We start from the raw sequence: 26302 nt of genomic DNA on the forward strand, positions 1-26302 counted from the left end.
ATCATCGAAGCGACGCCGGCGCGGCCGTACCTGTGCCTGCGCATCGACGTCGAGCCGCGGCTCGTCAACGAACTGCTCGTGCAGCTCGGCGCGGCCGCCCCGGCCCGCGCGAACGACGAACGCGCACTGTTCCTCGCGCGAACGGACGCCGCGCTGCTCGATGCGGTGCTGCGCCTCATCCGGCTGCTCGACGCGCCGGCCGACGCGGCCGTGCTCGCGCCGCTCGCGCTGCGCGAGATCCACTACCGCGTGCTGCTCGGCGAACTCGGCCGGCGCCTGCGCAGCCGGTGCGAGTCCGACGGCCCGTCGCAACGCATCGCCCGCGCGATCGAGCTCCTGAAGGCGCGCTACACCGAGCCGCTGCGCATCGAGGACCTCGCGGCCGCCGCGCACATGAGCGCATCGTCGCTGCACCAGCGCTTCCGTGCCGCGACCGCGACGACGCCGTTGCAGTACCAGAAGCAGCTGCGCCTGCAGGAAGCGCGACGGCTCATGCTCGTCGAGGGGCTCGAAGCCGCCGCCGCGGCGCACCGCGTCGGCTACGAGAGCCCGTCGCAGTTCAGCCGCGAATACCGGCGCCTGTTCGGCGCGCCGCCGCGGCGCGAAGTTGCGGCGAAGCGGGTGGCCGGCGAGGTTTGAGGCGCCCGGCAGCGGCGCCACGCGCTGCGCGCGTACCGTCCTACGCGCACGACCGCGTGCCTGCGCGGGTCGGCCGAACACAACGCTGTACGGTCGCCAGTGTGCACCGCGCCCGCTATGCTTCGCGTTCGCGTGCTCGCCCGTCGCGGCGGGCAGTGCGCCTGGAATGCATCCCGAGGTGAACGATGACCGATACGCTGCCCGACCGCCTGTGCGTGAATCCGAAGAGTCCCCATTACGACGAAGCGCTGCTCACCCGCGGCATCGGCATCCGCTTCAACGGCAGGCAGCGGATGGACGTCGAGGAGTACTGCGTCAGCGAGGGCTGGATCCGCGTCGCCGCGGGTCGTGCGCGCGACCGCCACGGCAACCCGATGACGATCAAGCTGAAAGGCGCGGTCGAACCGTTCTTCCTCGAAGCCCAGGAGGCGCCGTGAAGTTCCTCATGCTCGTGTACACCGACGATTCGATGCTGCAGGAATTGCCGGCGGGCGAATTCGACCGCCTCATGCACGGCTGCATCACGCACGCCGACGAGCTCAAGGGTGCGGGCAAGTTGCTCGATTCGCAGCAGCTGGAAGGCGCGAACACGGCGAAGTCGCTGCGCGTGCGCAACGGCCGCGCGAGCGTCGTCGACGGCCCGTTCGCCGAGACGAAGGAAATCCTCGGCGGCTTCAACCTCATCGAGGCCGCGGACATCGACGAGGCGATGCGCATGGCGATGGAATTCCCGTGGGCGCGCCTGGGCTGCATCGAAGTGCGCCCGGTGCGCGACTTCGAGCAGGTGCGCAGACGCGTCGGCGCGTGAGCATCAGACGTCGCGGCGCATGCCCGGCTGCGACAGCATGACGTCGACGCCGTAGCGGCGACGCAGTTCGGACGCGAGCACGTCGCGCGCGCGGTCTTCGCCGTGGACGAGCACGACTGGCGGGCGCGACGCGCCCGCGCCGTACCATTCGAGCAGGCCGTGCTGGTCCGCGTGCGCGGACAAACCGCCGACCGTATGGATGCGCGCACGCACCTCGATCTCGTCACCGAACAGGCGCACGCGCCTGGCGCCGTCGACGAGCAGGCGGCCGAGCGTGCCGCGCGCCTGATAACCGACGAAGATCACGTGCGCGCCGCGTTGCGCGAGGTTGTTGGCGAGGTGGTGGCGCACGCGTCCGCCGTTCGCCATGCCGGAACCCGCGACGATGATCGCGCCGCCGCGCAGGCGGTTGATCGCCTTGCTCTCCTCGACGGTCTCGGCGACGTGCAGGTTCGGCAACGCGAACGGACGGATGCGGCCTCGCCAGACCTTGGCCGCCTGCGCATCGAACAGTTCCTCGTGGCCGTCATACACCGCCATCACCTTCGCCGCCATCGGGCTGTCGAGGAAGATGCGCCAGCGCGCGAGCTGCCAGTCGTCGTGATGCGCGGCGAACCAGTACAGGAGCTCCTGGCTGCGCCCGACCGCGAACGCGGGAATCACCACGTTGCCGCCGCCGTCGTGCGCTTCATCGAAGATGCGACCGAGTTCGGCCACGGTTGCGAGGCGTTCCTTGTGGTCGCGATCGCCGTAGGTCGATTCCATGAGCAGCAAGTCCGCGAGCGGCGGCGGCTCGGGGTCGCGCAGGATCGGCGTGCCTTTCATGCCGATGTCGCCGGAGAACACCAGCGTGCGCGGGGTCGCGCCTTCCTCGCGCAGCTCGACGATGCTCGAGCCGAGGATGTGCCCGGCGTCGTGCAGGCGCAGCGAAACACCGGGCAGGATCGTGTGCCACTCGTGGTAGGGAAGCGGTCGCACCCGCTTGCGCGTCGCTTCGACGTCTTCGCGCGTGTACAGCGGCTGGATTTCCGGCTCGCCCCGCGCGCGGTCGCGGTTCGCGCGCTCGGCCGCCTGTTCGGCGAGCGACGCCGCGTCGAGCAGCATGACCGGCAGCAGGTCGCAGGTGGCCCGTTGCGCCCAGATCGGTCCGCGAAAGCCACGCTTGACGAGCAGCGGCACACGCCCGATATGGTCGATATGGGCATGGCTCAACACCAGCGCATCGATCGAGGCGGCGTCGAAGTCGAACGGCGCGAGGTTGCGCGCTTCGGCTTCGCGGCTGCCCTGGATCATGCCGCAGTCGAGCAGCACGCGGTGGCCCGCGGCTTCGACGAGATGGCACGAACCGGTGACCTCGCCGCCGGCGGCGCCGTGGAAGTGGATCTGCATGCGCGACTCCGTCCTGGGTGCATCGCCACGGTAGCAGCAGCGCCGAACGCGACGCCAGCCGGCGACGCGGCGCGCGCACGCTGCGCGAGAGGGAGCGGGGTGGCAGCATGCTGAGCGAAGCCGATCCCCGGCCGCACCGGCCGCCCGAACCGGATCCTGCCGACTGTTGCGGCGGCGGCTGCGTGCGCTGCATCTACGACGTGCACGAGGACGCACTCGAACGCTACGAGCACGCGCTCGCCGCGTGGCTCGAGCGTCATCCGGAGGCCGCGGCCGAACAGGCTGGAACCGCATCCACGGGCAAGCGCAAGGGTGTGTAAAGTCATGGACCGCGCCGACGCGTCCTTTGCTAGGATCGACCGATTACCCGCAAGGAGTCCTCTCCATGAAGAACACCCTCGCGATCGCGATCGCGCTCGCTCTGCCTCTGGTCGCGGCCGCCGCGGACGCACCGAACTTCGATCCCAAGCGCCTCTCGGACGAGGTCAAGGTGCTGTCCTCCGACGCGTTCGAGGGCCGCGCCCCCGCCACTGCCGGCGAGACCAAGACGGTCGAGTACGTCGTCGAGCAGATGAAGGCCGCAGGCCTTTCGCCGGGTGGCGACCTGAAGGACGGCCAGCGCGCCTGGACCCAGGCGGTGCCGCTGCTGCGCGCCGAGATCAGCGGCCAGCCCAAGCTTTCGGTCAGCCAGGGCGGCAAGGCGCAGGCGCTCACGCAGGGGACCGAGATCGCCGTGCGCGCGCCGCTCAACGGCGCCAAGTCGGTGTCGATCAAGGATGCGCCGCTCGTGTTCGCCGGTTACGGAGTGAACGCGCCCGAGCGCAACTGGGACGACTTCAAGGGCCTGGACCTCAAGGGCAAGGTCGCGGTCGTGCTCATCAACGATCCGGACTTCGAGAGCGGCAAGGGTGACTTCGGCGGCAAGGCGATGACCTACTACGGCCGCTGGACCTACAAGTACGAGGAAGCCGCGCGCCGCGGCGCCGCGGGCCTCCTGATCGTGCACGAGACCGATCCGGCCTCGTACGGATGGGCGACCGTGAAGAATTCGAACACGAATACGATGTTCGACATCGTGCGCGATCATCCCGAGGCCGAGCACGTGCCTGTCGAAGGCTGGATCACGCGCGAATTCGCAGTCGACCTGTTCAAGCGCAGCGGCCTCGATTTCGCCGCGCTGAAGAAGCAGGCGCAGACGCGCGAGTTCAAGCCGGTGGAACTGAAGGGTTCCACGTTCTCGGCCGACTACGCGGTCGACAGCAAGGTGATCACCTCGCAGAACATCGTCGGCCGCATCGAAGGCTCGACGCGCCCCGACGAGACCGTGATCTACAGCGCGCACTGGGACCACCTCGGCGTCGGCGCGCCGGATGCGAAGGGCGATCGCATCTACAACGGCGCGGTCGACAATGCGACCGGCACGGCCGCACTGATCGAGATGGGCCGAGCGTTCGCGAACGGCCCCAAGCCGCAGCGCTCGATCGTTTTCCTCAACGTCACGGCGGAGGAGAAGGGCCTGCTCGGTTCAGAATACTATTCGGCCAAGCCGCTCTATCCGCTCGCCAAGACGGTCGCCGTGCTCAATACCGACGCGCTCGGCCCGGAAGGCGTCGCGCGCAACTTCTCGACCTCGGGCAGCGCCAAGTCCGACCTGCTCGACGAACTCGTCACCACTGCGAAGAGCTTCGACCTCGCCTACGTGCCGGACCAGCATCCGGAAGCGGGCCACTTCTTCCGCTCCGATCATTTCCCGTTCGCCAAGCGTGGCGTGCCGGCGCTTTCCTACGAGTCGGGCAATGATCTCGTCGCCGGCGGCGCCGCCGCGGGCGAGGCGGCGGGCAAGGACTACGTGAAGAACCGCTACCACCAGCCGGCCGACGAATGGCAGGCGAGCTGGACGTTCGCGGGCATGGCGCACGACCTGCCGCTGCTCTACAAGGTCGGCAGCGACCTCGCCAACTCGACGCGCTGGCCGAACTGGGCGCAGGATTCCGAGTTCCGCGCGACGCGCGACGCGACGGCAACCGAGCGCAAGTAGTCACGACCGCCGGATGCACGCAGGACGGTCACCGCGAGGTGGCCGTTTTGCTGCTTGCCCTTTACCGGGCTCCGGAACGCTTTGGTAGGCATTGGTGGCGGGAATGCTTCGCGCCATCCATGGCGCTCACCCTCGCGCTGCGCGCGAAGGCCATCGCCTGCGGCGACATTCGCGCAGGCAGTCCTGGCTGCGCAGTGAACCCGCGGCGCGCTGCGCGCGCGCTAGGGATCGCATCCACGTCGTCACCGCCAAAAACGCAGAAGGGCCGCCTTTCCGCGGGGCGGCGGGAATGATTCGCGCCATCCTTGGCGCTCACCCTCGCGCATTGCGCGAGGGCCATCGCCTGCGGCGATGTTCGCGCAGGCAGTCCTGCCTGCGCAGTGAACCCGCGGCGCGCTGCGCGCGCGCTAGGGGATCGCATACACGTCGTCACCATCAAAAACGCAGTAGGGCCGGCTTTCGGCGGGGCGGCGGGAATGATTCGCGCCATCCTTGGCGCTCACCCTCGCGCGTTGCGCGAGGGCCATCGCCTGCGGCGATGTTCGCGCAGGCTGTCCTGCCTGCGCAGTGAACCCGCGGCGCGCTGCGGGCGCGCTAGGGATCGCATCCACGTCGTCACCACCAAAAACGCAGAAGGGCCGCCTTTCGGCGGGCGGCGGGAATGATTCGCGCCATCCTTGGCGCTCACCCTCGCGCATTGCGCGAGGGCCATCGCCTGCGGCGATGTTCGCGCAGGCAGTACTGCCTGCGCAGTGAACCCGCGGCGCGCTGCGCGCGCGCTAGGGATCGCATCCACGTCGTCACCGCCAAAAACGCAGAAGGGCCGCCTTTCGGCGGCCCTTCTGCGTTTTGGTGGAGGCGGCGGGAATTGAACCCGCGTCCGAAGGCGCTCCGCGCCCGGCGCTACATGCTTGTCACGCTGTTTGATCTCGTCCGGCGGCAACACAACGTGCGAGGCGCACCGCCGAACCAGCCTCTTGGATTTGGCCCGTAACCGAAAGGCGCCGGCACGGGCGATCCTGTGATAGTGACCCTACATCCACGAGCACAGGCACAAGTGGGTTCGGGGCTAGGCCTTAAGCGGCCAGAGCGTAGACGTCGTCGTTCGCGTCTAGTTTTTTGCCACCGGATTAACGAGGAAGATGACGCCCTCGGCATGCTCCAGACTACTTCGCGTCCCCCGTCGAAACCATGTCGCCCCCGGGGAACACCCATGTTGGCGGCGCGGCGCCGGGAAATCAAGTCGAGCTGCTAGGATGCGCGGTTTCCGTTCATCGAAACCGTGTCCATGGGCAACATCGTCTGGCTCGCGTCGTATCCGAAATCCGGCAATACGTGGGTGCGCGCATTCCTCGCCAACCTCGTCGCCAACAGGGCCGATCCGGTGCCGCTGAACGAGCTGTCGCGCTACGCCGAGGACGAAGCCAACCCGGACTTGTTCTCCGCGCTCGCGGGGAGGCCGAGCTCGGAGCTCGACCTCGGCGAGATCGCCGCGCTGCGACCGCGAGTGCACGCGGCGATCGCGCAGCGCGCGCAGGGCACGCGCTTCGTCAAGACGCACAACATGGCCGGCAGCTTCGACGGCCATCCGCTGCACAACTGGCAGGTGAGTGCGGGTGCGATCGTCGTCGTGCGCAATCCGCTCGACGTCGCGGTGAGCATGACGCACCACTTCGGCATCGGCCTGGACGAGGCGATCGCGCGCCTCGCCGATCCCGACGTCGCGACCGGCAACGATGCGCTGTTCGTGAGCCAGATCCTCGGCTCATGGTCGCTGCACGTGCAAGGCTGGGCCGACATGGCGAACGAGCGCGTTCTCGTGCTGCGCTACGAGGACATGCTCGACAAGCCCGCGAAGGCGTTCGCGAAGATCGCCAGGCTCGTCGGCATCGGCCAGGACCGCTCGCGCATCGAGCGTGCGATCCGCCATGCGGGTTTCCAGAGCCTCGCCGCGATGGAGAAGAAGCACGGTTTCGTCGAGGCGTCCGACAAGGGCGCGCGCTTCTTCCGCAGGGGGCGCGTCAACGAGTGGCGCGAGGCGTTGAGCCGCGAGCAGGTGCAGCGCGTGATCGGCGCGCATCGCGAGCAGATGCAGCGGTTCGGCTACGTGCCCGCAGGATACGGGTGATCGCTACAGCTCCTCGAAGCCGTCGATGAACAATCGGTCGGGCAACGTCGGTGAGAACGCGGCGAGCCCGGATCTCGGTAAGCCGCCAGCTTGGTCGAAATAACCGGCGACATAGATTGGCCCGGATGAAGAGACGGTGACGGAGTGGGGTTCCGCATACCACGGCAAGGGATCCCAGCTGGCATCGATCGCGCCGTTGTCACCCGACAATCGCACCAGTCCGCGCTCAAGGACGTCGATGGAGCAGAAGTAGCCGGTTGCGTAAACCGTCCCATTACCATCGACGGCCAGATTTCCGACGGCATAGTACAAATAATTCCAATCGTTTCCCCAGCAGAAGTCGGGATGCCATTCCAACACGGTCCCGCCGGCTCCGTCCGATCGTAATTTGGCCACGTGCCGACGGGGCATGCCGTTGACGCCGCCGAACTGGCCTCCGATATAGAGCGCGCCTGCGGAATCACGCGCGAGGGCCAGGACACCCCAGCCCGCGATGTCAGGATTCCAGTCAGGGTCGACGAGACCATTCGACGCGGAGACCTTGGCGATGAATGCATGCGGTTGGCTGCCTACGGATTGGAAGGTTCCTCCGATGAACAGATGGTCGTCCGCGCCTGACTCGATCGCGCGGACCGCACAGCAGTCGATGTGCGCGTCCCATCCCGGTAGGGGTACGCCACTTTTCGCATCGATCTTGGCGGCGGCGCGACGCGGCAAACTGTCGATCACGGAGAAGTCGCCGCCGACGAAGACGGAGCCGTCGGGTGCGACGCTCAGGGCATGAACCGCGCCGTCCGCGCGGACGGACCAATCGACGTCGAGGTGGCCCGACCCGTCGATCCGGGACAACGCGGAACTGGAGCGTTCGTTTCCGAGCCAGTGATTCATCGCTGTGTAAACATTCCCATCGGGAGCGGCAGCCAGTACCCAGGGCGGCGATGGCAAGGAGGGGTTCCAGCCGGCATCGAGGGTGCCGTCGGCGTTCAGGCGCAAGATGTTCCTGCGCGCAAACCCGTTCGCTCGATGGAATGGGCCGCCGACGATCATTCCACCGTCGCCTCCGCGCGATACTACGAATGGGTGCGATGGCGACTCGACATCGTTTCGCGATGGAGAGAGTGTGGTACTCGCAAGAAGTCGCGCGAGCCCGATGCGTTGCTCCTGGTCGACCGATTGGAAGGCCCCCGCGATGTCGATGTCACCCATTGGGTCGACCCGGATGAGATCCACCGTTCCGTCAGCCGACGGATTCCATCCGGGCGAAGGCAAGCCGGTGGTCGCGGACAATCGTGCAAGATGCCTGTGCGGTTGGCCGTGGATCGATTCGAAATCCCCACCGACCAGTAGATGGCCCGTCGTGTCCATGGCGATCTCTGCGATGCCCGCGTCGGGTGCGTTCCACGTTTCGATGCCCTGGCCCGTCGACGCGGAGAACTTGCGCAATCCGAAGCTCCCGCCGACATAGACGGCATCGCCATCGACGAGCAGCGCGTCCAGCGTGGAATTCTGGGAGCCACGCAGATCGAATGACCATTGGTCGTCGGGTTCACCTGTCGCGGCGGCGAGCTTGATGATCGTTGCGCGAAATGTCGAGCTGGGGCCGTCCCAAGCGAATTCACGCGCCGCGGCGTAAAGGGCGCCGTGGCCATCGGGTACCAGGTACTCGACCCGTTCGAGGGGGGCGCTCCATGGAAGCGGGGAGCCGTCGGCGCCGGACAGCTTGGCAATCCGCGGGCTGAGTGAACCGAACGGGATGGCAAGCAATACCGAACCGTCGATGTCGACGGCGATGGCGACCACGCCATCGGATACGCCGGGCACCCAAGCCGAATCGACGCTGCCCGCGACTCCATCGAGCCGTGCCAGGCCGGGGCGCTCGATACCGCCGATGGTGTCGAAGTAGCCGCCGACATAGACGTTCCCGCCGGGAGCTTGCGCAAGTACCGTCACCGAACTGTCGGGCGAGGGATCCCAGGCCGTGTCGAGCGTGCGATCGGGAAGCAGACGCGCAAGATGCCGTCGCGGCACGCCGTTGATGGATTGAAAGTCGCCGCCGATGATCAGGCCGCCGTCCGCCTGGCGCAACATCGCCAGTACCCGGCCGTTGCCGACGAGTTCGAGGTCCGGGGCGGGAAGTGGTACCTGCGCGGAGGCGTCGTGCCAAGCCCGGCAGATGATGAGGGAGATTGCTGCAAGCCATCGCACGATCGAACGTCGATCAGAACGGACTGCATGCATGTCGATACCTCCGATGCAGGACGAGGGCCAGGATCGCGGTGGACCGATCAGGCCTGCTTGTTCTTCGCGCGCATGACGCGCTGCTTCTCGCGGTTCCAGTCGCGTTCCTTCTCGGTGTCGCGCTTGTCGTGCTCCTGCTTGCCGCGCGCGAGGCCGAGGTCGAGCTTGGCGCGGTTGTTCTTCCAGTACATCGCGAGGGGGATCAACGTGTAACCCTTGCGTTCGATCGCGCCGACCAGCTTGTCGATCTCCTCGCGATGCAGCAGCAGCTTGCGCGTGCGCCGGTCCTCGGGCACGACGTGGGTAGAGGCGGAGATCAGCGGCACGATCGAGGCGCCGAACAGGAAGATCTCGCCGCCCTTGACGATCGCATAAGCGTCGCCGAGGTTCGCGCGGCCGGCGCGCAGGCTCTTCACTTCCCAGCCCTGCAGCGCGATGCCGGCTTCGAAATGCTGGTCGATGTGGTACTCGTGCCGCGCGCGCTTGTTCAGCGCGATGGTCGAGTCGCCTTTCTTGTCGCTGGACTTGGTCTTTGCCATGTGGGTTGTTATTTTGCGTTCCTTCCCGACGCGAAGCCATGAGCGGCGACCCTGCCGCGCTCAATCGAAAGCATGATCGTGATTCGCCGCCACGCCCTGGTTCGACGGACGCCCGAACGCATGTTCGATCTCGTCAACGACGTCGAAGCATACCCGAGCCGCTTCCCGTGGTGCGCCGGCGCACGCGTCCTGGAGCGCGACGGCGACGCCGTGCTGGTGGCTCGGCTCGAACTGCGCTTCGCCGGCATCACGCAGGGTTTCACCACGCGCAACACGCTCGACCGCCCGCGGCGGTTGCGCATGCAGCTCGTCGACGGGCCGCTGCGCGCGCTCGAGGGTGAGTGGACCTTCACCGCGCTCGGCGACGACGGCTGCAAGATCGCGCTCGCGCTCGATTTCGACTACTCGGGCCGCCTCACCGGCGGTGCGCTGCGACTCGGTTTCCAGGGTCTCGCCAACCGCATGGTCGACGACTTCTGCGCCGCGGCGATGAAAGCCGATGCCTGAGCGCATCTTCGTCGAAGTCGCTTACGCCGAGCCGTCGCGGCAATTCCTGCGTCGCGTCGAACTCGATGCGGGCGCGACGGTCGGCGACGCGATCGAAGCATCCGGGGTTGCGGCGGCCTGCGCGATCGAACCGTCGTCGCTGGCCTGCGGGATCTGGTCGAAACCGGTGCCGCGCACGGCGCTGCTGCACGACGGCGATCGCGTCGAACTCTACCGCGCGCTCAAGGCTGACCCGAAGGAATCTCGCCGGCGCCGTGCCGAGCGCGCGCGATCGACGAAGCGTTGACCCGGCCGATCAGCCTTGGCCTTGCTCACCGCCGCGGCGCTTCTTCTTGCGTTCCTCGTCGGAGCGCTTCTCGTCCGGATACTCGCGCTTGTACTTGCGCGCATCCTTGATCAGCTGGTCCGGGTCCTCGGGAAAGTAGTCCCCGTCGATCTTCGCGAGCTGGTCGTTCTCGAAATAGAGCGTGAGGTCCTTGCTCGCCATCTTGTTGCGGCCGCGGCGGATCGTCGAGACGTAGTCCCAGCGGTCCTGGTCGAACGGGCTGATCACCGAGGGCGAGCCCATGACGAGCAGCACCTGGCGCTTGCTCATGCCGGGCTTGAGCGACTCGACCGTCGCCTTGTCGAACAGGTTGCCCTGCTGGGCATCGACCTTGTAGATCAGGCCGCAGCCGGACAGCGGAGCGAGGGCGAGCAGGGCGAGCCAGCGAAGACGCATGCGCGGTGGATCCGGAAGCCGTGAAAGATGCCGATGATACACTAGCGGCCTGAATCGCAAGGCCAACGACAGGGAAGGGCAGCCGGAGGCATGAACATGGAATCGACCGAACTGCGCAAGGCGGGCCTCAAGGTCACCCATCCGCGCATGCGGATCCTCGAGATCCTCGACAGCCAGGATGGTCGCCATTTCTCGGCGGAGGACATCTACCGCCAGCTGCTCGAACACCACGACGACATCGGCCTTGCCACCGTCTATCGCGTGCTGACCCAGTTCGAGGCGGCCGGGATGGTGCTCAAGCACAACTTCGAAGGCGGCCAGGCCGTCTACGAGCTCGACCGCGGCAAGCACCACGACCACATGGTCGACGTCGAGTCCGGCAAGGTGATCGAGTTCACCAGCGAGGAAATCGAGCGCCTGCAGCACGAAATCGCGGCCAAGCACGGCTATGCGATAGAAGACCACAGCCTCGTCCTCTACGTGCGGCCGCTCAAGAAGCGATAGGCAGGTGGATAGGCTTGTCGTGGGAGCGGCTTCAGCCGCGATGCTTCACGCCCCGGTCCAGCCAGGCCGCATTCCAGAACGAATACGCGCCGCACCTCGTGACAATGCCCGCACGGACCGGGTTGCGGATGATGTAGCGAGCGGTATCGAGCAAGTCATCTTCTGCGCGCAGGGCGCGGTCGTGGAATCCATCGGCCCAGACGGAGCGGCCTGTTCGCAGCAATACGCCATTTGCGGCGCGCGCGGAACGGCCCTTGAGGCATCGGACCGCGGTAGAGAGGTTGCCGCCGGAGAGCTCGAGAAGACCGTGCCAGTGATCCGGCATCAAAACCCAGCAAAGCAAGCGAAAACCTGGAGCGGGCAGTGCAGCGAAGGTGCGTGCGGCAGCGTAGGCGGGCTCCCAGGCGGCGAAGATGGGTTCTCGTCCTTTCGTTGCGAACGTGACGAGGTAGGTGCGCCCCTGCTCGCTGTGGCGTCCGCAGCGTAGCCGCTCGCTTCCTGCAGGCGGGTAGGGCATGCGATGAAGATGGCGTGGATTGCCCGCTCAGGCGATAGGTTGTACGCGCGCTAGCCTGTAGGGAATCGCCGGCACGATCGCGGCTAAAGCCGCTCCCACACCATCGAGAGCCGAGCACTGCGAGGCCGGCTCCGCGGCCATCAGCCCTCAGCCCTCAACCCTCGCTTCCCCAACATCTGCTTCGCATGCGCCAGCGTCTCGCGCGTGATCTCGATGCCGCCGAGCATGCGTGCGACTTCTTCCTGGCGCGGCTTGCCGTCGAGCGCCTCGATGCGGGTTTCGGTCGACGCGCCATCGCTCGACTTGCTCACGCGCAAGTGGCGGTCGCCCTGTGCCGCAACCTGCGGCAGGTGGGTGACGCACAGCACCTGCGCGCGCGCGCCGAGTGCATGCAGCTTCTGGCCGACCACTTCGGCGACCGCGCCGCCGATGCCGGAATCGACCTCGTCGAACACCATCGTGCCGATCGTGTCGCTGCCGAGCGCGGCGACTTCGATCGCCAGGCTGATGCGCGACAGCTCGCCCCCTGACGCGACCTTGCGCAGCGCGCGCGGCGGCTGGCCGGGGTTCGCGCTGACGAGGAACTCGCAGCGCTCGGCGCCTTGCGGATCGGGATCCGCTTCGGAGTTCGCCTCCAGTTGCACCTCGAAGCGTCCGCCGCGCATGCCAAGTTCGCCCCTCAGCGCGGACACGGCATCCGACAACGCCCTGGCGGACGCGGCACGCCGCGTGCCGAGCGCCTTCGCGGCCGCGTCCCAGGCCTTGCGCTGGCGCAGCTGCTGCTCGCGCAGCGAAGCGATGCTCGCACCGGCGCCGCGCAATGTCTCCAGTTCGTCGCGCAGCGCGTCCGCATGCGCCTTGAGATCGGCCATGCGCACGCGGTGCTTGCGCGCGAGTTCGTGCAACTTGCCGAGTTGGGCTTCGGCTTCGGCGAGGCTGTCGGGGTCGAGGTCGAGCGCGCTCTGGTAGCGTGCGAGCGCATCGTTCGCTTCGGTGAGCTGGATCTGCGCCGCATCGACGAGTTCGCCGATCGGGGCGAGGCGCTCGTCCAGCGCAGCGAGCTGGGCGATTTCGTGCTGCGCACGGGAGGCGAGGCGCAGCAAGGCGAATTCGCCGTCGCCATCGAGGCGCTCGGCAAGCGCGGCGCAACCCTGCAACAGCTGGCCGGAATTGGCCAGGCGGCGATGGCGTTCTTCGAGCGCGGCGAGGTCGTCGGGCGCGAGCGCGTGACGGTCGAGCTCCTCGACCTGGTGGCCGAGCCATTCGATGCGCTCGGCATGGTCTTCGCCGCGTGATAGTTCGGCGATGCGCGCGCTCGTCTCGCGCCACGCGCGGGCGGTGCGCGCGACGTCGTCCCGTTCGGTCTCGTACCCGCCGAACGTGTCGAGCAGGGCCAGCTGCTGGCTGCGGTCGAGCAACGCCTGGTGCTCGTGCTGGCCATGGATCTCGATCAGCGCCGCGGCGAGCGCCTTGAGCTGGGTCAGCGTGACCGGCCGGCCGTTGATCCAGGCGCGCGAGCTGCCTTCGCTGCGCACGACCCGGCGCAGCTGGCACGCGCCGTCCTCGTCGAGATCCTCGGCGACGAGCCAGTCACGCAGGTCGGCGCGGCCGGCGAGGTCGAATGTCGCCGAGAGTTCGGCGCGCTCGCAGCCGTGGTGCACCATCGCCGCGTCGGCGCGGCCGCCGGCGAGCAGCAGCAGCGCGTCGACGAGCAGTGACTTGCCGGCGCCGGTTTCGCCGGTGACGACGGTCATGCCCGGTCCGAATACAATCTCGGCCTCGCCGACGATCGCGAAATCCTTCACGTAGAGACTTTCCAGCATGGGCGCGCGAGCTGTCCTCGAAACCGCCGAACGCTAGCATGCGCACATGCCGCGGCCAAGGCGACGGCGCGATCCTGTGCGCGTGTCGTCGCATGGCGGGAGACAGCCGTCGCTTGCGCCGCGCCATCGAGGTGGAAATCCACCCCTGGCGACCCTATTGATCGGTCCGTAGGCGCTTGTTAGCGTGCGTCGATGCCCGGCGCAAAGGCACCAACGGAACCCGATGAACAGCCCGTCCCAGCATCTCGACGCCCGCGCCCGCCAATTGCTGCGCACGCTGATCGCACGCTACATCGCCGAAGGCCAGCCGGTCGGCTCGCGCACGCTCGCCAAGGCGTCCGGCCTCGACGTGAGCCCGGCGACGATCCGCAACATCATGTCCGACCTCGAGGAATTCGGCCTCGTCGCCGCGCCGCACACCTCGGCCGGGCGCGTACCGACGGCGCAGGGCTACCGCGTCTTCGTCGACAGCCTGCTCGAGATGCGCCCGCTCGGTGAACCCGAGGTCGACCAGCTGCGGCGGGAACTCCCGACCGATGCAGCGACACCGGACCTGCTCGGCAGCGCGACCTCGCTGCTGTCGGAAATGACCCATTTCGTCGGCGTCGTAAGCGTGCCGCGGCGCGAGGAATTTCCGTTCCGCCACATCGATTTCGTGCAGCTGGACGGCGGGCGCGTGCTCGTCATCCTCGTCTTCACCGACGGCCAGGTGCAGAACCGCGTGATATCGCCGCAGCGCGCGTACTCGCCGTCCGAACTCGAACAGGTCGCGAACTACCTCAACGCGAACTACGCCGGCATGCGCATCGACGAGATCCGTGCGCGCCTGCTGCGCGAAATGCAGGACGAAGGCGCGCGCCTCAACCGGCTCCTGAGCGCCGCCGTCGAGGTCGCCCAGGCGGCGTTCCAGGACAGTGCCGGCAACGACATGCTCGTCGCCGGCCAGACCAACCTCATGGGGCGGCAGGACGGCGCCGACGTCGACCGCCTGCGCGACCTGTTCGAGGCATTCCAGCGCAAGCGCGACCTGCTGCAGCTGCTGGAACGCTGCTCGCGCGCCGAAGGCGTGCGCCTGTTCATCGGCGAGGAATCGGGCTTCGCGGCGCTGGACAGCTACAGCCTCGTGACCGCGCCGTACGGCGTCGGCAGCCGCGTGCTCGGCGTGCTCGGCGTGATCGGCCCGACCCGCATGGCCTACGAGCGCGTGATCCCCGTGGTTCAGGCGACGGCGCAGATCATCTCCGGTGCCTTGAAGCGGGGCCAGCCACCCCTATAGTGCGGACCGGAGCGGGGGCTCGCGCCGCCTCGCGGCGCGCCGGCACGGCCGGCCCAGCGCAGTATCGACGGCTTTCCGCCCAGAGCGGACGGCCTTGTTTTGACGTGGAGGAAGGTATGCAAAGCACGGACCCGAACGCGACGCCGCAGGCGCCCGCCGGCAACGACCAGGCGATCGACGGCGAACTGGAAACCCTGTCGCGCCAGCTCGGCGAAGCCGAAACCAAACTCGCGGAAATGCGCGAAACCGTCCTGCGCGAACGCGCGGAACTGGACAACCAGCGCAAGCGCCTGCAGCGCGACCTCGAGCAGGCCCGCCGCTTCGCCAATGAAAAACTGCTGGCCGACCTGCTGCCCGTCGTCGACAATCTCGAACGCGGCCTCGCCGCCGAGGGGAGCGACGCGGCGGCGCTGCGCGCGGGGGTGGAGCTGACCTTGCGCGAACTCGGTCGCGTCGTCGAAGGGAACGGCCTCAAGGCCGTCGGCGTCGTCGGCGAGGTGTTCGACCCCGAGCGCCACCAGGCGATGTCGATGGTCGATGCCGCCGAACTCGGATCGGGCAAGGTCGTGGCGGTCATGCAGAAGGGCTACGTGCTGAACGATCGCCTGCTGCGCCCCGCGCTCGTATCGGTTTCCAGGTAGCACGATTTGCGCGCCATTGCTTGAAACAGGGGCGCGCAACCCCAGATTTCGCGCCAGCCGCGGCCATCGGCTGCCGACCTCCAAACCGGCGCCGCCGCCGCAACCACAGTACGCAAATTCAGAGCGGGAGAGTACAGAAATGGGCAAGATCATCGGCATCGACCTCGGCACGACGAACTCGTGCGTGGCGGTCATGGAAGGCAACTCGGCACGCGTGATCGAGAACTCTGAAGGCGATCGCACGACGCCGTCGGTGGTCGCGTTCAAGGACAACGAAGTCGTGGTCGGCGCGACCGCGAAGCGCCAGTCCGTCACCAATCCGAAGAACACCTTCTACGCGGTGAAGCGCCTCATCGGCCGCAAGTTCACCGATGCCGAAGTGCAGAAGGACATCGGCCTCGTGCCGTACAAGATCAATGCGCACGACAACGGCGACGCATGGGTCGAGACGGCCGACGGCAAGAAGATGGCTCCGCCGGAAGTCTCGGCGAAGGTGCTCATGAAGATGAAGAAGACGGCCGAGGACTTCCTTGGCGAACCGGTCACCGAAGCGGTGATCACGGTGCCGGCCTACTTCAACGATTCGCAGCGCCAGGCGACCAAGGACGCCGGCCGCATCGCCGGCCTCGAGGTCAAGCGCATCATCAACGAGCCGACCGCGGCCGCGCTCGCCTACGGCCTCGACAAGAAGGGCGGCGACCGAAAGATCGCCGTGTACGACCTCGGCGGCGGCACGTTCGACATCTCGATCATCGAGATCGCCGAAGTCGACGGCGAAAAGCAGTTCGAAGTGCTGGCGACGAATGGCGACACGTTCCTCGGCGGCGAGGACTTCGACAAGCGCGTCATCGACTACCTCGTCGAGGAATTCAAGAAGGACCAGGGCGTCGACCTCAAGAATGATCCGCTCGCGCTGCAGCGCCTGAAGGACGCAGCCGAGCGCGCGAAGATCGAGCTCAGCTCCTCGCACCAGACCGAAGTGAACCTGCCGTACATCACGGCGGATGCCTCGGGCCCGAAGCACCTCAACATCAAGCTCACGCGCGCCAAGCTCGAGGCGCTGGTCGGCGACCTCGTCGAGAAGACGATCGCGCCCTGCCGCACCGCGCTCAACGACGCGGGCCTCAAGGTGTCCGACATCGGCGAGGTCATCCTCGTCGGTGGCCAGACGCGCATGCCGAAGGTGCAGGAGGCGGTGAAGGACTTCTTCGGCAAGGAGCCGCGCAAGGACGTCAACCCGGATGAGGCCGTCGCGGTCGGGGCGGCGATCCAGGGCGGCGTGCTGTCCGGCACGGTCAAGGACGTGCTGCTGCTCGACGTGACGCCGCTTTCGCTCGGCATCGAGACGCTCGGCGGCGTGTTCACCAAGCTGATCGAGAAGAACACGACGATCCCGACCAAGGCGTCGCAGGTGTTCTCGACCGCCGAGGACAACCAGAACGCGGTCACCGTGCACGTGCTGCAGGGCGAACGCGAGCAGGCGCGTTACAACAAGTCGCTCGGCAAGTTCGATCTGCAGGGTATCCAGCCCGCGCCGCGCGGCATGCCGCAGATCGAAGTCACCTTCGACATCGACGCGAACGGCATCCTGCACGTCGGCGCGAAGGACAAGAACACCGGCAAGGAGCAGCGCATCGAGATCAAGGGCAGCTCGGGCCTGTCCGAGGACGAGATCCAGCGCATGGTGCGCGACGCCGAGACGAACAAGGAAGACGACAAGAAGTTCCACGAGCTCGTCGGCGCGCGCAACAAGGCCGACCAGCTCGTGCACGCGACGCGCGATGCGATCAAGCAGCACGGCGGCAAGGTCGCCGGCGAGATCGGTCGCATCGAGGAAGCGCTGTCCGAGCTCGAGAAGGCCATGAAGGGCGAGGACAAGGCGCAGATCGAGGCCCGCACGACCGCGCTCGAGCAGGTCGCGCAGCCCCTGTTCGCGGCCGCGCAGCAGGGTGGCCCGGCGGGTGACGCCGGCGCGCAGGGTGGTTCGGCCAACAACGACGACGTCGTCGATGCCGAATTCACCGAGGTCAAGGACGACAAGAAGTAAGGATCGACGGCGCAGGCGGAGCACCACTCCGCCTGCGCGCACGACAAGGCAAAACGCGGCATGCGGTCAGCGCAGCGGTCCGCTCGAGGGGGAAGGGCGATGCATTTGCATCATTTCATCGACGCCGGATCCGGCAGGGTTCGCTGGCGCGTAGCGTCGGCCCGTTGTTCGACCACGTGGCGTCGAGGCGCCGGTCCGGCACGGCATTCCCGCGCGCACCCATTGCCTTTGCGTTTTCCATGCCCATAGTTGCGTGCATCCTCCACGCCGCCGCCGCGGCCCGGCAGATCCCCCAGGGATCGCATCGACACGATGACATGACGTCCCCATGAGCAAGCGCTGCTACTACGAGGTGCTCAGCGTCGAGCGCACCGCCAACGACGAGCAACTCAAGAAATCGTTCCGTCGCCTCGCGATGAAATTCCATCCCGACCGGTGCCCGGACGATCCTGCCGCGCAGGAGAAGTTCAAGGAAGCCAAGGAGGCCTACGAGGTCCTGTCCGATGCGCAGAAGCGCGCGTTGTACGACCAGCACGGCCACGCGGCGTTCGAGCACGGCATGGGCGGTCGCGGCGCCGGTGGCTTCAATGGCGACGTCGGCGACATCTTCGGCGACATCTTCTCCGACATCTTCGGCATGGGCGGCGGTCGCGGCCGCGCGCGGCGCGGCTCGGACCTGCGCTATCTCATCGAACTCGATCTCGAGGAAGCGGTATTCGGCGTCGACAAGCAGATCGAAGTGCCGACCCTGGTCGAATGCGGCTCGTGCACCGGGAGCGGCTCGGCCGACGGCAAGACCTCGACCTGCTCGACCTGCAAGGGCCATGGTCGCGTGCGCATGCAGAACGGCATCTTCTCGATTCAGCAGGCCTGCCCGCACTGTGCCGGCAGCGGCAAGGTCGTGAGCAACCCGTGCAAGGAATGCCATGGCGAGGGCCGCGTGCACGACGAGCGCACGCTGTCGATCAAGATCCCCGCGGGCGTCGACAACGGCGATCGCATCCGCCTCGCCGGCCAGGGCGAAGCGGGGCCGAGCGGCACCGTGCCCGGCGACCTCTACGTGGAAGTGCGCGTGCGCGAGCATGCGATCTTCCAGCGCGACGGCGACGATCTCCATTGCGAGATCCCGCTGCGCTTCGGCCAGGCCGCGCTCGGCGCCGAGATCAAGGTGCCCACGCTCGAGGGCGAAGCCGAGATCCGCATTCCCGCCGAGACGCAGACCGGCAAGGTGTTCCGCCTGCGTGGCAAGGGCGTGAAATCCGTGCGCAGTGGCCGCATGGGCGATCTCATCTGCCGCGCGGTCGTCGAGACACCGGTACGCCTCACCACCGCGCAACGCGAGCTGCTGCAGCAGTTCGAAGCGACCTTCGCCGGCGCCGACGCCGCCGCGCATTCGCCGCGTGGCAGCAACTGGCTCGACGGCGTGAAGCGCTTCTGGGATCGCGTCACGTCCTGACGTCGCCCAACGAGGCGTGATGCTTTTTCGCTCAGGGCTGAAGGCCGGGGGCGTGAAAGCATCGGCTCCCCGAGTCTCGCATCAAATCGGCACCTGCGGCGCCCGCGCGCAAGCACGGTCTACAATCGGCGCATTCTCTCGACACGGGAACGCGCATGCCGGCGACGACGATCCAGATGGCGGTGTACGGCGCCGCCGGGCGCATGGGGCAGGCGATCGTGCGTGCGGCCGGCGCCGACCCGCGCCTGCGCGTTTCCGCGGCGCTGGTGCGAGCGGGCTCCGAACTTGCGGGGCGCAGGTTGCGCGCCATCCACGGCGCGGGCGCCCCCGATCTGGAATTCTCCGCCGTGCTCGATCCGGATACGCCGGTCGACGTGCTCGTCGATTTCAGCGGTGCACACGCGTTCGATGCCGCGCTTGCGCTCGCACGCGAACGCCGCGCCGCGTTCGTGAGCGGCACGACTGGCCTCAGGGACGCGCAGCGTCGCGCGCTCGATCGCGCCGCCGCGGACATCGCGGTGCTCTGGGCATCCAACTTCAGCCTCGGCGTCGCTCTGCTCGTGCGCCTCGCGCGCAGCGCCGCGCAGGCGTTGCCCTCGTGGGACTGCGAGATCGTCGAGATGCATCACCGGCGCAAACTCGATGCGCCATCGGGCACCGCGCTTTCGCTCGGCGAAGCGGTAGCCGAGGGGCGCGGCGTCGCGCTCGGTGGCTGCGCCGTGCACGGCCGCAGCGGACGGACCGGTGAGCGTCCCGAAGGCGAAATCGGTTTCCATGCGCTGCGCGGCGGCGACGTCGTCGGCGAGCACACGCTCGTGTTCGCCGGTCCCGGTGAACGCATCGAACTCGCGCACCGTGCGACCGACCGCGAGGTGTTCGCGCGCGGCGCCGTGGTCGCCGCGCGCTGGATCGCCGGCCAGGCACCGGGTGCGTATTCGATCGACCGCATCCTCGGTGACGCCGGCGCCACTTGATGCCCCCATCCGCGGCAGCGGCGGGAGCCACGATGCATCTAGCGAGGGCAGAGGCCGATAGCCCGAGGTGCGATCGGGGTGGCGACGGCGAAGCCGAGCGTAGCGGCTTCCGCCGCCCACACCCGGCGCGACACACCCATCACCTGTAAGAGCGCACCCCGTGCGCGACCGCGGCGCTCGGTACATCGCTGCGTCGCTGCCCACAGGGTGGGCTCCTACGGGAACGCCAAGCGTTCATCATGCGAGGCAGGGTCACGGCTGAAGCCGCTCCTGCATTGCGATGCGTTCAAAAACAGTTGTTCCCGCAACGGCCGAGCGCGCGTGTCGCAACCCTCCGCAGCTTTCAGCCACCATCCACACGCCGTCATGCTTCGGGGCCGGTCTTCCCTCAGAACATCACCTGCGCCCTGACCTCGAATACACGCGGGTCCACGTCGGCATTGCCATCGATCGGCGCGCCGTAGCGTTTGGTGCTGTCCGCCCAGACGTAGTTCGCCTGCAGCTTGAAGTGCTGGCCGAGGTACCAGTTGGCGCCGACGGTCCAGTCGTCCTGCTTGCCGCCGTGGACGGGACCGTCATCGAGATCGACGGTGCTGTAGCGCACTGCGATTTCGAACGCTCCGTAATCGTGCATCGGGCGCACGTTGCCGATCGTACCTTTGCTGTACGGGCGACTTTCGCCTGTAAGCACCCACGAACCCTGCACATAGTAGCCGTCGCCTTCGAAGCTCGGCTTGTCGCGCGGATCCGCGCTCACGGTCAGGTATTCGCCCTGCAGCAGCAGCGGACCGTGGATCCAGGCCGCTTCGAGGCCGAGGCGCTTGATCGTGCCCGGGAAGGCGAGGTTGCCGGTATCGACGAGACGGTTGGTCAGGCCCGCTTCCGGACGCGCGCGGAAGCGCGCCGCGGGATTGGACAGCACGCCGCGTCCGTCGGTGGTCGCGTCGCGGTCTTCGGTCGACCAGGCGAGGCCGAGGTGGAGCACGTTGCTCTCCTCGCGCGAGCCGGCGCCCGGCTGGCGGTTGAACGGATTCCACACGATGCGGGCCGCCGGGCCGTCGCCGTCGTTGTCGCCGTTGAGGTCGCCGCCCTTGAACCAGGCGAGATAGAGCAGCCAGTTCGGAATTGCGGTGTACGTCCAGTCCGCACCGATGCGGCGGTCCATGTTGACCGCCTGCACCGGCAGCGCGCGCTCGAGGAACGTCGTCGCGCTCGAGCTGATCGTTTCTTCCCAGCCAACCGGCGTCTTGAACTGGCCGATGCGGAAGTCGCCGGCTTCCTTGTTGCTGTAGCGGACGAAGTTGTCGATCCACTTGCCGTGCACGCCGGCACCGGAGGGCGTCGTCTTGAAACCGCTCACGGTGAAGTCGTAGCCGACGTTGAAGTCCCAACCGCCCGGCAGCTTGCCGTAGACGTTGAATTCCTTGCGGCGCCATGCGTTCGCGTCCGGCAGCAATTCCGCGCCCGTCGCCGGGTTGGTCGTGTCGCCCGAGAAGCCGTTGTAGTCGTACTGGTAGAGGCCCTTGAAGCCGAACTCGTAGCCGTCTGCAGGCTTCCACTTGGTCGGCCAGTCGTTGAGCAGGTCATAGGCCAGCGCGTTGGTGGCGCAACCGCACAGCAGCGCAGCGGCGATCGCATGTCGCAATGTCATGGTGTCCTCGGGGGCGTCGAAACTGGCGCGAAGTCTGGCCAGTCCCTGTTACGTTCCGATGACACGCGAACGCCCATTTAACGCGCCATCGTGGAAATTCGACTCGATCAGGCGGCGTGCGTGACGGTCTTGTGTCGATACGCGCACAGGTCGTTGATCGCGCACGAAGGGCAATCGGGCCTGCGTGCCTTGCACACGTAACGCCCGTGAAGGATCAGCCAGTGGTGCGCGTCCTTGCGGAATTCGTCGGGTACGACCTTGTTCAAGGCGTCTTCGACGGCGCGCACCGTTTCACCCCGCGCGAGCCCGGTGCGATTGGAAACGCGGAAGATGTGCGTGTCGACCGCGATCGTCGGTTCGCCGAACGCCGTGTTGAGCACGACATTGGCGGTCTTGCGGCCGACGCCGGGCAATGCCTCGAGCGCTTCGCGCGAGCGCGGCACCTCCGCGCCGTGCTGCTCGACGAGGATGCGGCAGGTCGCGATGAGATTCTTCGCCTTGCCATTGAACAGGCCGATCGTGCTGATGTAGCGCTTGAGCCCGTCCTCGCCGAGGTCGAGGATCGCCTGCGGCGTGTTCGCGACCGGAAACAGTTTGCGGGTCGCCTTGTTGACGCCGACATCAGTCGCCTGCGCCGACAGGATCACCGCGACGAGCAGCTCGAACGGCGTCGTGTAGTCGAGCTCGGTGGTCGGATGGGGATCGAGTTCGCGCAGGCGGCGGAACAGCTCGACGATCTTCGCGCGCTTCATGAGCCCTGCGCGTCCTTCGCGCGGCGCGCCTTGCCGCGAGCGATGGCCGCGAGCACCGCCGCGCGGTCGATCGGTCGCGTGCCTGCGGTCGGGGCGGCGGCTCCACGGGAGGCTTCCGTGGCAGCGGCTTCAGCCGCGATGACCTCGTCGCCAGCGACGGAGGTCGGACAGACGGTTGTGGGAGCGGCTTCAGCCGCGATGCTCTTCCTGACGCCAGCATTGTCGCTCCCGGGTGCGGGCATCGCGGCCGAAGCCGCTCCCACGGGCAAGAGTCCCTTGCGCGTGTTGCGTGCATCGAAACGCGCCCGCGCCGACACCGCGCGTTCGAGCACGCGGGCGCGCGGCAGCGGCGCCGCCGCGACCGGCACGAGTGCGATGCAGTCGACCGGGCAGGGTGGCAGGCAGAGTTCGCAGCCGGTGCATTCGTTCGCGATCACCGTGTGCATGCGCTTGGACGCACCGACGATCGCATCGACCGGGCAGGCCTGGATGCACTTCGTGCATCCGATGCAGACGTCCTCGTCGATGAGCGCGACGGTCGGCGGCGCCTCCACGCCGTGCGCGGGATCGAGCGGCTTCGCGGCGACGCCGAGCAGACCCGCGAGCGCCATGACGCCATCGTCGCCACCCGGCGGGCAGCGATCGATGTCCGCCTCGCCGCCCGCGATCGCGTCGGCGTACGCATGGCAGGTCGGAAAGCCGCAGCGCGTGCACTGCGTCTGCGGCAGCAGGGCATCGATGCGCGCGGCGAGTGGCGCGGAATCACGTGCGCTCACGGCGCGGCTTCGCCCTTTGCGCCAGCATCGACGTCCGTCGCCGCATCCACCTCGCGCGCCATCGTCGCGAACGACGCGGAAAGCGCACGCCAGCGCATCGCGCATTGCGGGCAGACGTAACGGCCCTTGAGGTATCGCGTGAACACGAGTGCGATGACGGGCACCACGACGACACTGCCGCCGAGCACGAGCGCCAGCATCTCGGCACTGCTGCCCGTGGCGAGCCGGAAGCCCAACGCAAGGACCAGATCGGCCGTGATCATCAGCGCGAATACGCGACGAAAGGGTGCGGGATCATCGCGGCCCGGCGTCGCGCAGCGCGGGCACGCGGGCCGCTCGACCGCGTCGTCGGCAATCGCGAGCGTGCCTGCGCGGTATTCGCCGATGACGTCGGCCGCGCGCATGCCATCCTCGTCGGCGACCATCACGCGATAGCCGCCGAACATCAGCGTCTTGAACCAGTCCTGGCGCACGAGCAGCGCATCGAACACCCACGCCTGGACGCCGTGCGCGCGCAGCATCGCCTCGACGACGTGCGCCTCGGCGAAATCCGCAGACCAGTACGCGCGTCGCAAGCCGCCTCCGTTTACTTCACCGTCGCGCCGGGCTGCGCACCGGCGTCGGCATCGAGCAGGAACAGGTCGTCACCGCCCGACCCGGCGGAGAGGATCATGCCTTCGGAGACACCGAAGCGCATCTTGCGCGGCGCGAGGTTCGCGATGAACACGACGTTGCGGCCGACGAGCTTGCCGGGTTCGCCGTAGGCGCCGCGGATGCCCGAGAAGATCTGCCGCTTGCCGAGTTCGCCCGCATCGAGTTCGAAGCGCAACAGCTTGTCCGAGCCGTCGACGAATTCGCAGGCGAGCACTTTGCCGACGCGCAGGTCGAGCTTGGCGAAGTCGTCGATGCCGATCGTCGCGGCCAGCGGCGCACCTTCTCCCCCTTGCGGGGGAGCGGCTTCCGCCGCGATGCTTTTCTGGGGGGTGGCCGGGGCTCTCGCGGCTGACGCCGCTCCCACGGAGGCAGCATCGCCCGCCTTGTCGGCGGGCTTGAGGGATTCCTTCGAAGTTTCGATCATCATTTCGACCTTCTTCGGGTCCACGCGAATGGTAAGAGGTACGAATTCATTGAGAATAGCGCCGAGCGAAGGCTCGTTTGCGTCACTGAAGCGCTGCCAGATTCCGCCGAGGAACGCTTTCGATCGTTGTGCGATGCCTGGAACGATCGGATAGAGCCAGATCGACAGCAGCCGAAACCCATTCAGCGCGAGCGTGCAGGCGACGTGCAGTTCCTCGCGTTTCGCTTCGTCCTTGGCGAGCAGCCATGGCGCCTTCGCCGCGACGTACGCGTTCGCCTCGTCGGCGACCTCGACCAGCAGGCGCACGACGCCGGCGTAGTCGCAGGCGCGATAGAGCTCGGCGCACGGCGCGAGCTTCTCCGCCCAGGCGTCGTACATCGCGCGTTCGGCGGTCGGCAACGCCGTCGCGAGGCGGCCATCGAAGAACTTGTGCACGAAGCCCGCGCAGCGGCTCGCGAGGTTCACCCACTTGCCGACGAGATGCGAGTTGACGCGCTCCTCGAAGGCTTTGAGGTCGAGGTCCAGGTCGACCGGCGCGGCGGTGAGCATCGTCGCGAAGTAGTAGCGCAGGTAGTCCGGATCGAGCCCCGCGTCGAGGTAGGTGCGCGCCATCACGAACGTGCCGCGCGACTTCGACATCTTCTCACCGTTGACCGTGAGGTAGCCGTTCACGTGCAGCGCATCCGGCGTGCGCATGGTCGCGCCGTGGAGCATCGCCGGCCAGAACAGGCCATGGAAGTTCACGATGTCCTTGCCGAGGAAGTGATGCATCTCCTTGGGAGAGGACTGGGCGCCGAGTGCCGAAGGCTGCGCGGCTGCCATGAACTCGTCGAAATAGGCGGGGGTCAGGCCATGCTTCGCTCCCGCATCGCTGGCGCAGTACTTCTTGAAGCTTGCGAGGTAGCCGATCGGCGCGTCGAGCCAGACGTAGAAAAACTTGCCCGGCGCGTCGGGGATCGGGAAGCCGAAGTAGGGCGCGTCGCGGGAGATGTCCCAGTCACGCACGCCTCCCTCGGCGTCCAGCCATTCGCGCAGCTTCGCCGCGACCGAGGAATGCATGACAGGCTCGCCGTCGGTGAGCTTGCCCGCGAGCCAGTCGCGCAGCATCGCGGCGAAGTCGCCGACCTTGAAGAAGTAGTGTTCCGAATCGCGCAGCTCCGGCGTCGCGCCCGAGAGCACCGAGCGCGGATCCTTGAGGTCGGTCGGCGCGTAGGTCGCACCGCAGTTATCGCAGTTGTCGCCGTAATGGTCAGGCGTGCCGCAGTTGGGGCAGATGCCCTTGAGTTAGCGGTCGGGCAGGAACATCTGCCGCACCGGGTCGTACAGCTGGCGGATCGAACGCGCGGCGACGTGGCCGCCGGCCTTGAGGCGGCGGTAGATTTCCTCGGCGAGTTCCTTGTTCTCCGGCGAATGCGTCGTGTGGTAGCAGTCGTGCTCGATGCCGAAGTCGCGGAAGTCGCGGACGTGGCTGTCGTACATGCCGCGGATGAACGCTTCCGGCGTCAGTCCCGCCTTCTCCGCGGCGAGCATGATCGGCGTGCCGTGCACGTCGTCGGCGGCGACGAAATGCACCGTGTCGCCCGCCATGCGCCGCGCACGCACCCACACGTCGGTCTGGATGTAGCCGAGCAGATGGCCGATGTGCAGCGGGCCGTTCGCATACGGCAGGGCGTGGGTGACGAGGATCTGCTTGGGTTTCGGCGCACTCATGCGTCGCGGCTTCCGCTTCGTTGCTGCAAAGCGGAATTATGGCACGCCGGGCGATGGCCCCGCGTGAGATGGCCTGCGCCCACCGACCGA

24 protein-coding genes, 1 other RNA gene and 1 pseudogene are annotated in these 26302 nt (G+C 67.5%); 14 read left to right on the forward strand and 12 right to left on the reverse strand.

Annotated elements, in window-relative coordinates; genetic code table 11:
* The 3 genes from ACTHK2_RS05830 to ACTHK2_RS05840 all read left to right on the forward strand — a co-directional run.
* On the forward strand, positions 1 to 639 hold a 639-nt coding region (locus ACTHK2_RS05830), incomplete at its 5' end, for an AraC family transcriptional regulator (RefSeq protein ID WP_440244759.1).
* 185 nt (positions 640 to 824) lie between these two features.
* A complete protein-coding gene (locus ACTHK2_RS05835) occupies positions 825 to 1076 on the forward strand; it encodes a DUF3297 family protein (protein ID WP_132000085.1) in 252 nt (83 codons plus the stop codon).
* Entirely contained in the window at positions 1073 to 1447 is a 375-nt protein-coding gene (locus ACTHK2_RS05840) for a YciI family protein (RefSeq protein ID WP_440244760.1), read from the forward strand. Before ACTHK2_RS05835 ends, ACTHK2_RS05840 begins: the two co-directional genes overlap by 4 nt.
* Before the next feature lie 3 nt (positions 1448 to 1450).
* Here the strand turns inward: ACTHK2_RS05840 and ACTHK2_RS05845 are convergent, their stop codons facing one another.
* Positions 1451 to 2836 (reverse strand): MBL fold metallo-hydrolase RNA specificity domain-containing protein, encoded by a 1386-nt coding sequence (locus tag ACTHK2_RS05845; protein WP_440244761.1) that lies wholly within the window; start codon positions 2834 to 2836, stop codon positions 1451 to 1453.
* Positions 2837 to 2943: 107 nt separating this feature from the next.
* On the opposite strand from ACTHK2_RS05845, the gene ACTHK2_RS05850 reads away from it, so the two are divergent.
* Both ACTHK2_RS05850 and ACTHK2_RS05855 read left to right on the forward strand, forming a co-directional pair.
* Positions 2944 to 3156, forward strand: a complete 213-nt coding sequence (locus ACTHK2_RS05850; RefSeq protein WP_440244762.1) for an oxidoreductase-like domain-containing protein — start codon at positions 2944 to 2946, stop codon at positions 3154 to 3156.
* A 65-nt stretch (positions 3157 to 3221) separates the two neighbouring features.
* A complete protein-coding gene (locus ACTHK2_RS05855; RefSeq protein ID WP_440244763.1) occupies positions 3222 to 4874 on the forward strand; it encodes a M28 family metallopeptidase in 1653 nt (550 codons plus the stop codon).
* An 850-nt stretch (positions 4875 to 5724) separates the two neighbouring features.
* On the opposite strand, the gene ssrA is transcribed toward ACTHK2_RS05855, so the two are convergent.
* Positions 5725 to 6076, reverse strand: a transfer-messenger RNA (tmRNA) gene (gene ssrA, locus ACTHK2_RS05860).
* A gap of 86 nt (positions 6077 to 6162) precedes the next feature.
* Between ssrA and ACTHK2_RS05865 the strand changes: the two genes are divergently transcribed.
* The gene (locus ACTHK2_RS05865; protein WP_440244764.1) at positions 6163 to 7002 is read left to right on the forward strand and encodes a sulfotransferase domain-containing protein; all 840 of its coding nucleotides are present in this window, start codon (positions 6163 to 6165) and stop codon (positions 7000 to 7002) included.
* Between the two features lie 3 nt (positions 7003 to 7005).
* Here ACTHK2_RS05865 and ACTHK2_RS05870 read toward each other — a convergent pair whose 3' ends face one another.
* Together ACTHK2_RS05870 and smpB are read right to left on the reverse strand one after the other, a co-directional pair.
* The gene (locus ACTHK2_RS05870; protein ID WP_440244765.1) at positions 7006 to 9240 is read right to left on the reverse strand and encodes a hypothetical protein; all 2235 of its coding nucleotides are present in this window, start codon (positions 9238 to 9240) and stop codon (positions 7006 to 7008) included.
* Positions 9241 to 9287: 47 nt separating this feature from the next.
* Positions 9288 to 9779 carry an SsrA-binding protein SmpB gene (smpB, locus tag ACTHK2_RS05875; protein ID WP_440244766.1) on the reverse strand — a complete coding sequence of 164 codons (492 nt, stop codon included), beginning with the start codon at positions 9777 to 9779 and terminating at the stop codon, positions 9288 to 9290.
* Between the two features lie 72 nt (positions 9780 to 9851).
* On the opposite strand from smpB, the gene ACTHK2_RS05880 reads away from it, so the two are divergent.
* Both ACTHK2_RS05880 and ACTHK2_RS05885 read left to right on the forward strand, forming a co-directional pair.
* Complete coding sequence (locus ACTHK2_RS05880) at positions 9852 to 10286, forward strand: type II toxin-antitoxin system RatA family toxin (protein WP_440244767.1); 435 nt, start codon at positions 9852 to 9854, stop codon at positions 10284 to 10286.
* The gene (locus ACTHK2_RS05885; RefSeq protein WP_440244768.1) at positions 10279 to 10572 is read left to right on the forward strand and encodes an RnfH family protein; all 294 of its coding nucleotides are present in this window, start codon (positions 10279 to 10281) and stop codon (positions 10570 to 10572) included. Before ACTHK2_RS05880 ends, ACTHK2_RS05885 begins: the two co-directional genes overlap by 8 nt.
* A gap of 9 nt (positions 10573 to 10581) precedes the next feature.
* Here the strand turns inward: ACTHK2_RS05885 and ACTHK2_RS05890 are convergent, their stop codons facing one another.
* Positions 10582 to 11007 (reverse strand): outer membrane protein assembly factor BamE, encoded by a 426-nt coding sequence (locus ACTHK2_RS05890; protein ID WP_440244769.1) that lies wholly within the window; start codon positions 11005 to 11007, stop codon positions 10582 to 10584.
* Positions 11008 to 11103: 96 nt separating this feature from the next.
* Between ACTHK2_RS05890 and fur the strand changes: the two genes are divergently transcribed.
* A complete protein-coding gene (gene fur, locus ACTHK2_RS05895) occupies positions 11104 to 11511 on the forward strand; it encodes a ferric iron uptake transcriptional regulator (protein WP_440244770.1) in 408 nt (135 codons plus the stop codon).
* Between the two features lie 31 nt (positions 11512 to 11542).
* Here the strand turns inward: fur and ACTHK2_RS05900 are convergent, their stop codons facing one another.
* Positions 11543 to 12028 carry an REP-associated tyrosine transposase gene (locus ACTHK2_RS05900; protein WP_440244771.1) on the reverse strand — a complete coding sequence of 162 codons (486 nt, stop codon included), beginning with the start codon at positions 12026 to 12028 and terminating at the stop codon, positions 11543 to 11545.
* Positions 12029 to 12168: 140 nt separating this feature from the next.
* Positions 12169 to 13851 (reverse strand): DNA repair protein RecN, encoded by a 1683-nt coding sequence (gene recN / locus ACTHK2_RS05905; RefSeq protein ID WP_440244772.1) that lies wholly within the window; start codon positions 13849 to 13851, stop codon positions 12169 to 12171.
* A gap of 223 nt (positions 13852 to 14074) precedes the next feature.
* Here recN and hrcA point away from each other — a divergent pair, with 223 nt between their 5' ends.
* The 5 genes from hrcA to dapB all read left to right on the forward strand — a co-directional run bounded on the left by hrcA (position 14075) and on the right by dapB (position 20245).
* Complete coding sequence (hrcA, locus tag ACTHK2_RS05910; protein ID WP_440244773.1) at positions 14075 to 15127, forward strand: heat-inducible transcriptional repressor HrcA; 1053 nt, start codon at positions 14075 to 14077, stop codon at positions 15125 to 15127.
* Between the two features lie 116 nt (positions 15128 to 15243).
* Positions 15244 to 15768 carry a nucleotide exchange factor GrpE gene (gene grpE / locus ACTHK2_RS05915; protein ID WP_440244774.1) on the forward strand — a complete coding sequence of 175 codons (525 nt, stop codon included), beginning with the start codon at positions 15244 to 15246 and terminating at the stop codon, positions 15766 to 15768.
* A gap of 139 nt (positions 15769 to 15907) precedes the next feature.
* Positions 15908 to 17815: a molecular chaperone DnaK gene (gene dnaK / locus ACTHK2_RS05920; protein ID WP_440244775.1), complete on the forward strand. Its 1908-nt coding sequence runs from the start codon at positions 15908 to 15910 to the stop codon at positions 17813 to 17815.
* A 328-nt stretch (positions 17816 to 18143) separates the two neighbouring features.
* A complete protein-coding gene (dnaJ, locus tag ACTHK2_RS05925) occupies positions 18144 to 19271 on the forward strand; it encodes a molecular chaperone DnaJ (RefSeq protein ID WP_440244776.1) in 1128 nt (375 codons plus the stop codon).
* Between the two features lie 155 nt (positions 19272 to 19426).
* Positions 19427 to 20245, forward strand: coding sequence for a 4-hydroxy-tetrahydrodipicolinate reductase (gene dapB, locus ACTHK2_RS05930; protein WP_440244777.1), 819 nt, complete (start codon positions 19427 to 19429; stop codon positions 20243 to 20245).
* 388 nt (positions 20246 to 20633) lie between these two features.
* Here dapB and ACTHK2_RS05935 read toward each other — a convergent pair whose 3' ends face one another.
* From ACTHK2_RS05935 to metG, 5 genes and pseudogenes are all read right to left on the reverse strand, one after another.
* Positions 20634 to 21896 carry an OprO/OprP family phosphate-selective porin gene (locus ACTHK2_RS05935; RefSeq protein WP_440244778.1) on the reverse strand — a complete coding sequence of 421 codons (1263 nt, stop codon included), beginning with the start codon at positions 21894 to 21896 and terminating at the stop codon, positions 20634 to 20636.
* 107 nt (positions 21897 to 22003) lie between these two features.
* Positions 22004 to 22648 (reverse strand): endonuclease III, encoded by a 645-nt coding sequence (gene nth / locus ACTHK2_RS05940; protein ID WP_440244779.1) that lies wholly within the window; start codon positions 22646 to 22648, stop codon positions 22004 to 22006.
* The gene (locus tag ACTHK2_RS05945; RefSeq protein ID WP_440244780.1) at positions 22645 to 23424 is read right to left on the reverse strand and encodes an RnfABCDGE type electron transport complex subunit B; all 780 of its coding nucleotides are present in this window, start codon (positions 23422 to 23424) and stop codon (positions 22645 to 22647) included. Before ACTHK2_RS05945 ends, nth begins: the two co-directional genes overlap by 4 nt.
* A complete protein-coding gene (locus ACTHK2_RS05950; protein ID WP_440244781.1) occupies positions 23421 to 23999 on the reverse strand; it encodes a hypothetical protein in 579 nt (192 codons plus the stop codon). The genes ACTHK2_RS05945 and ACTHK2_RS05950 overlap by 4 nt, the downstream gene beginning before the upstream one ends.
* 11 nt (positions 24000 to 24010) lie before the next feature.
* Positions 24011 to 26212, reverse strand: a pseudogene (gene metG, locus ACTHK2_RS05955) (methionine--tRNA ligase).
* Between the last annotated feature and the right edge of the window lie 90 nt (positions 26213 to 26302).

The organism is Dokdonella sp. (assembly GCF_051958935.1).
Lineage (GTDB): Bacteria > Pseudomonadota > Gammaproteobacteria > Xanthomonadales > Rhodanobacteraceae > Dokdonella_A.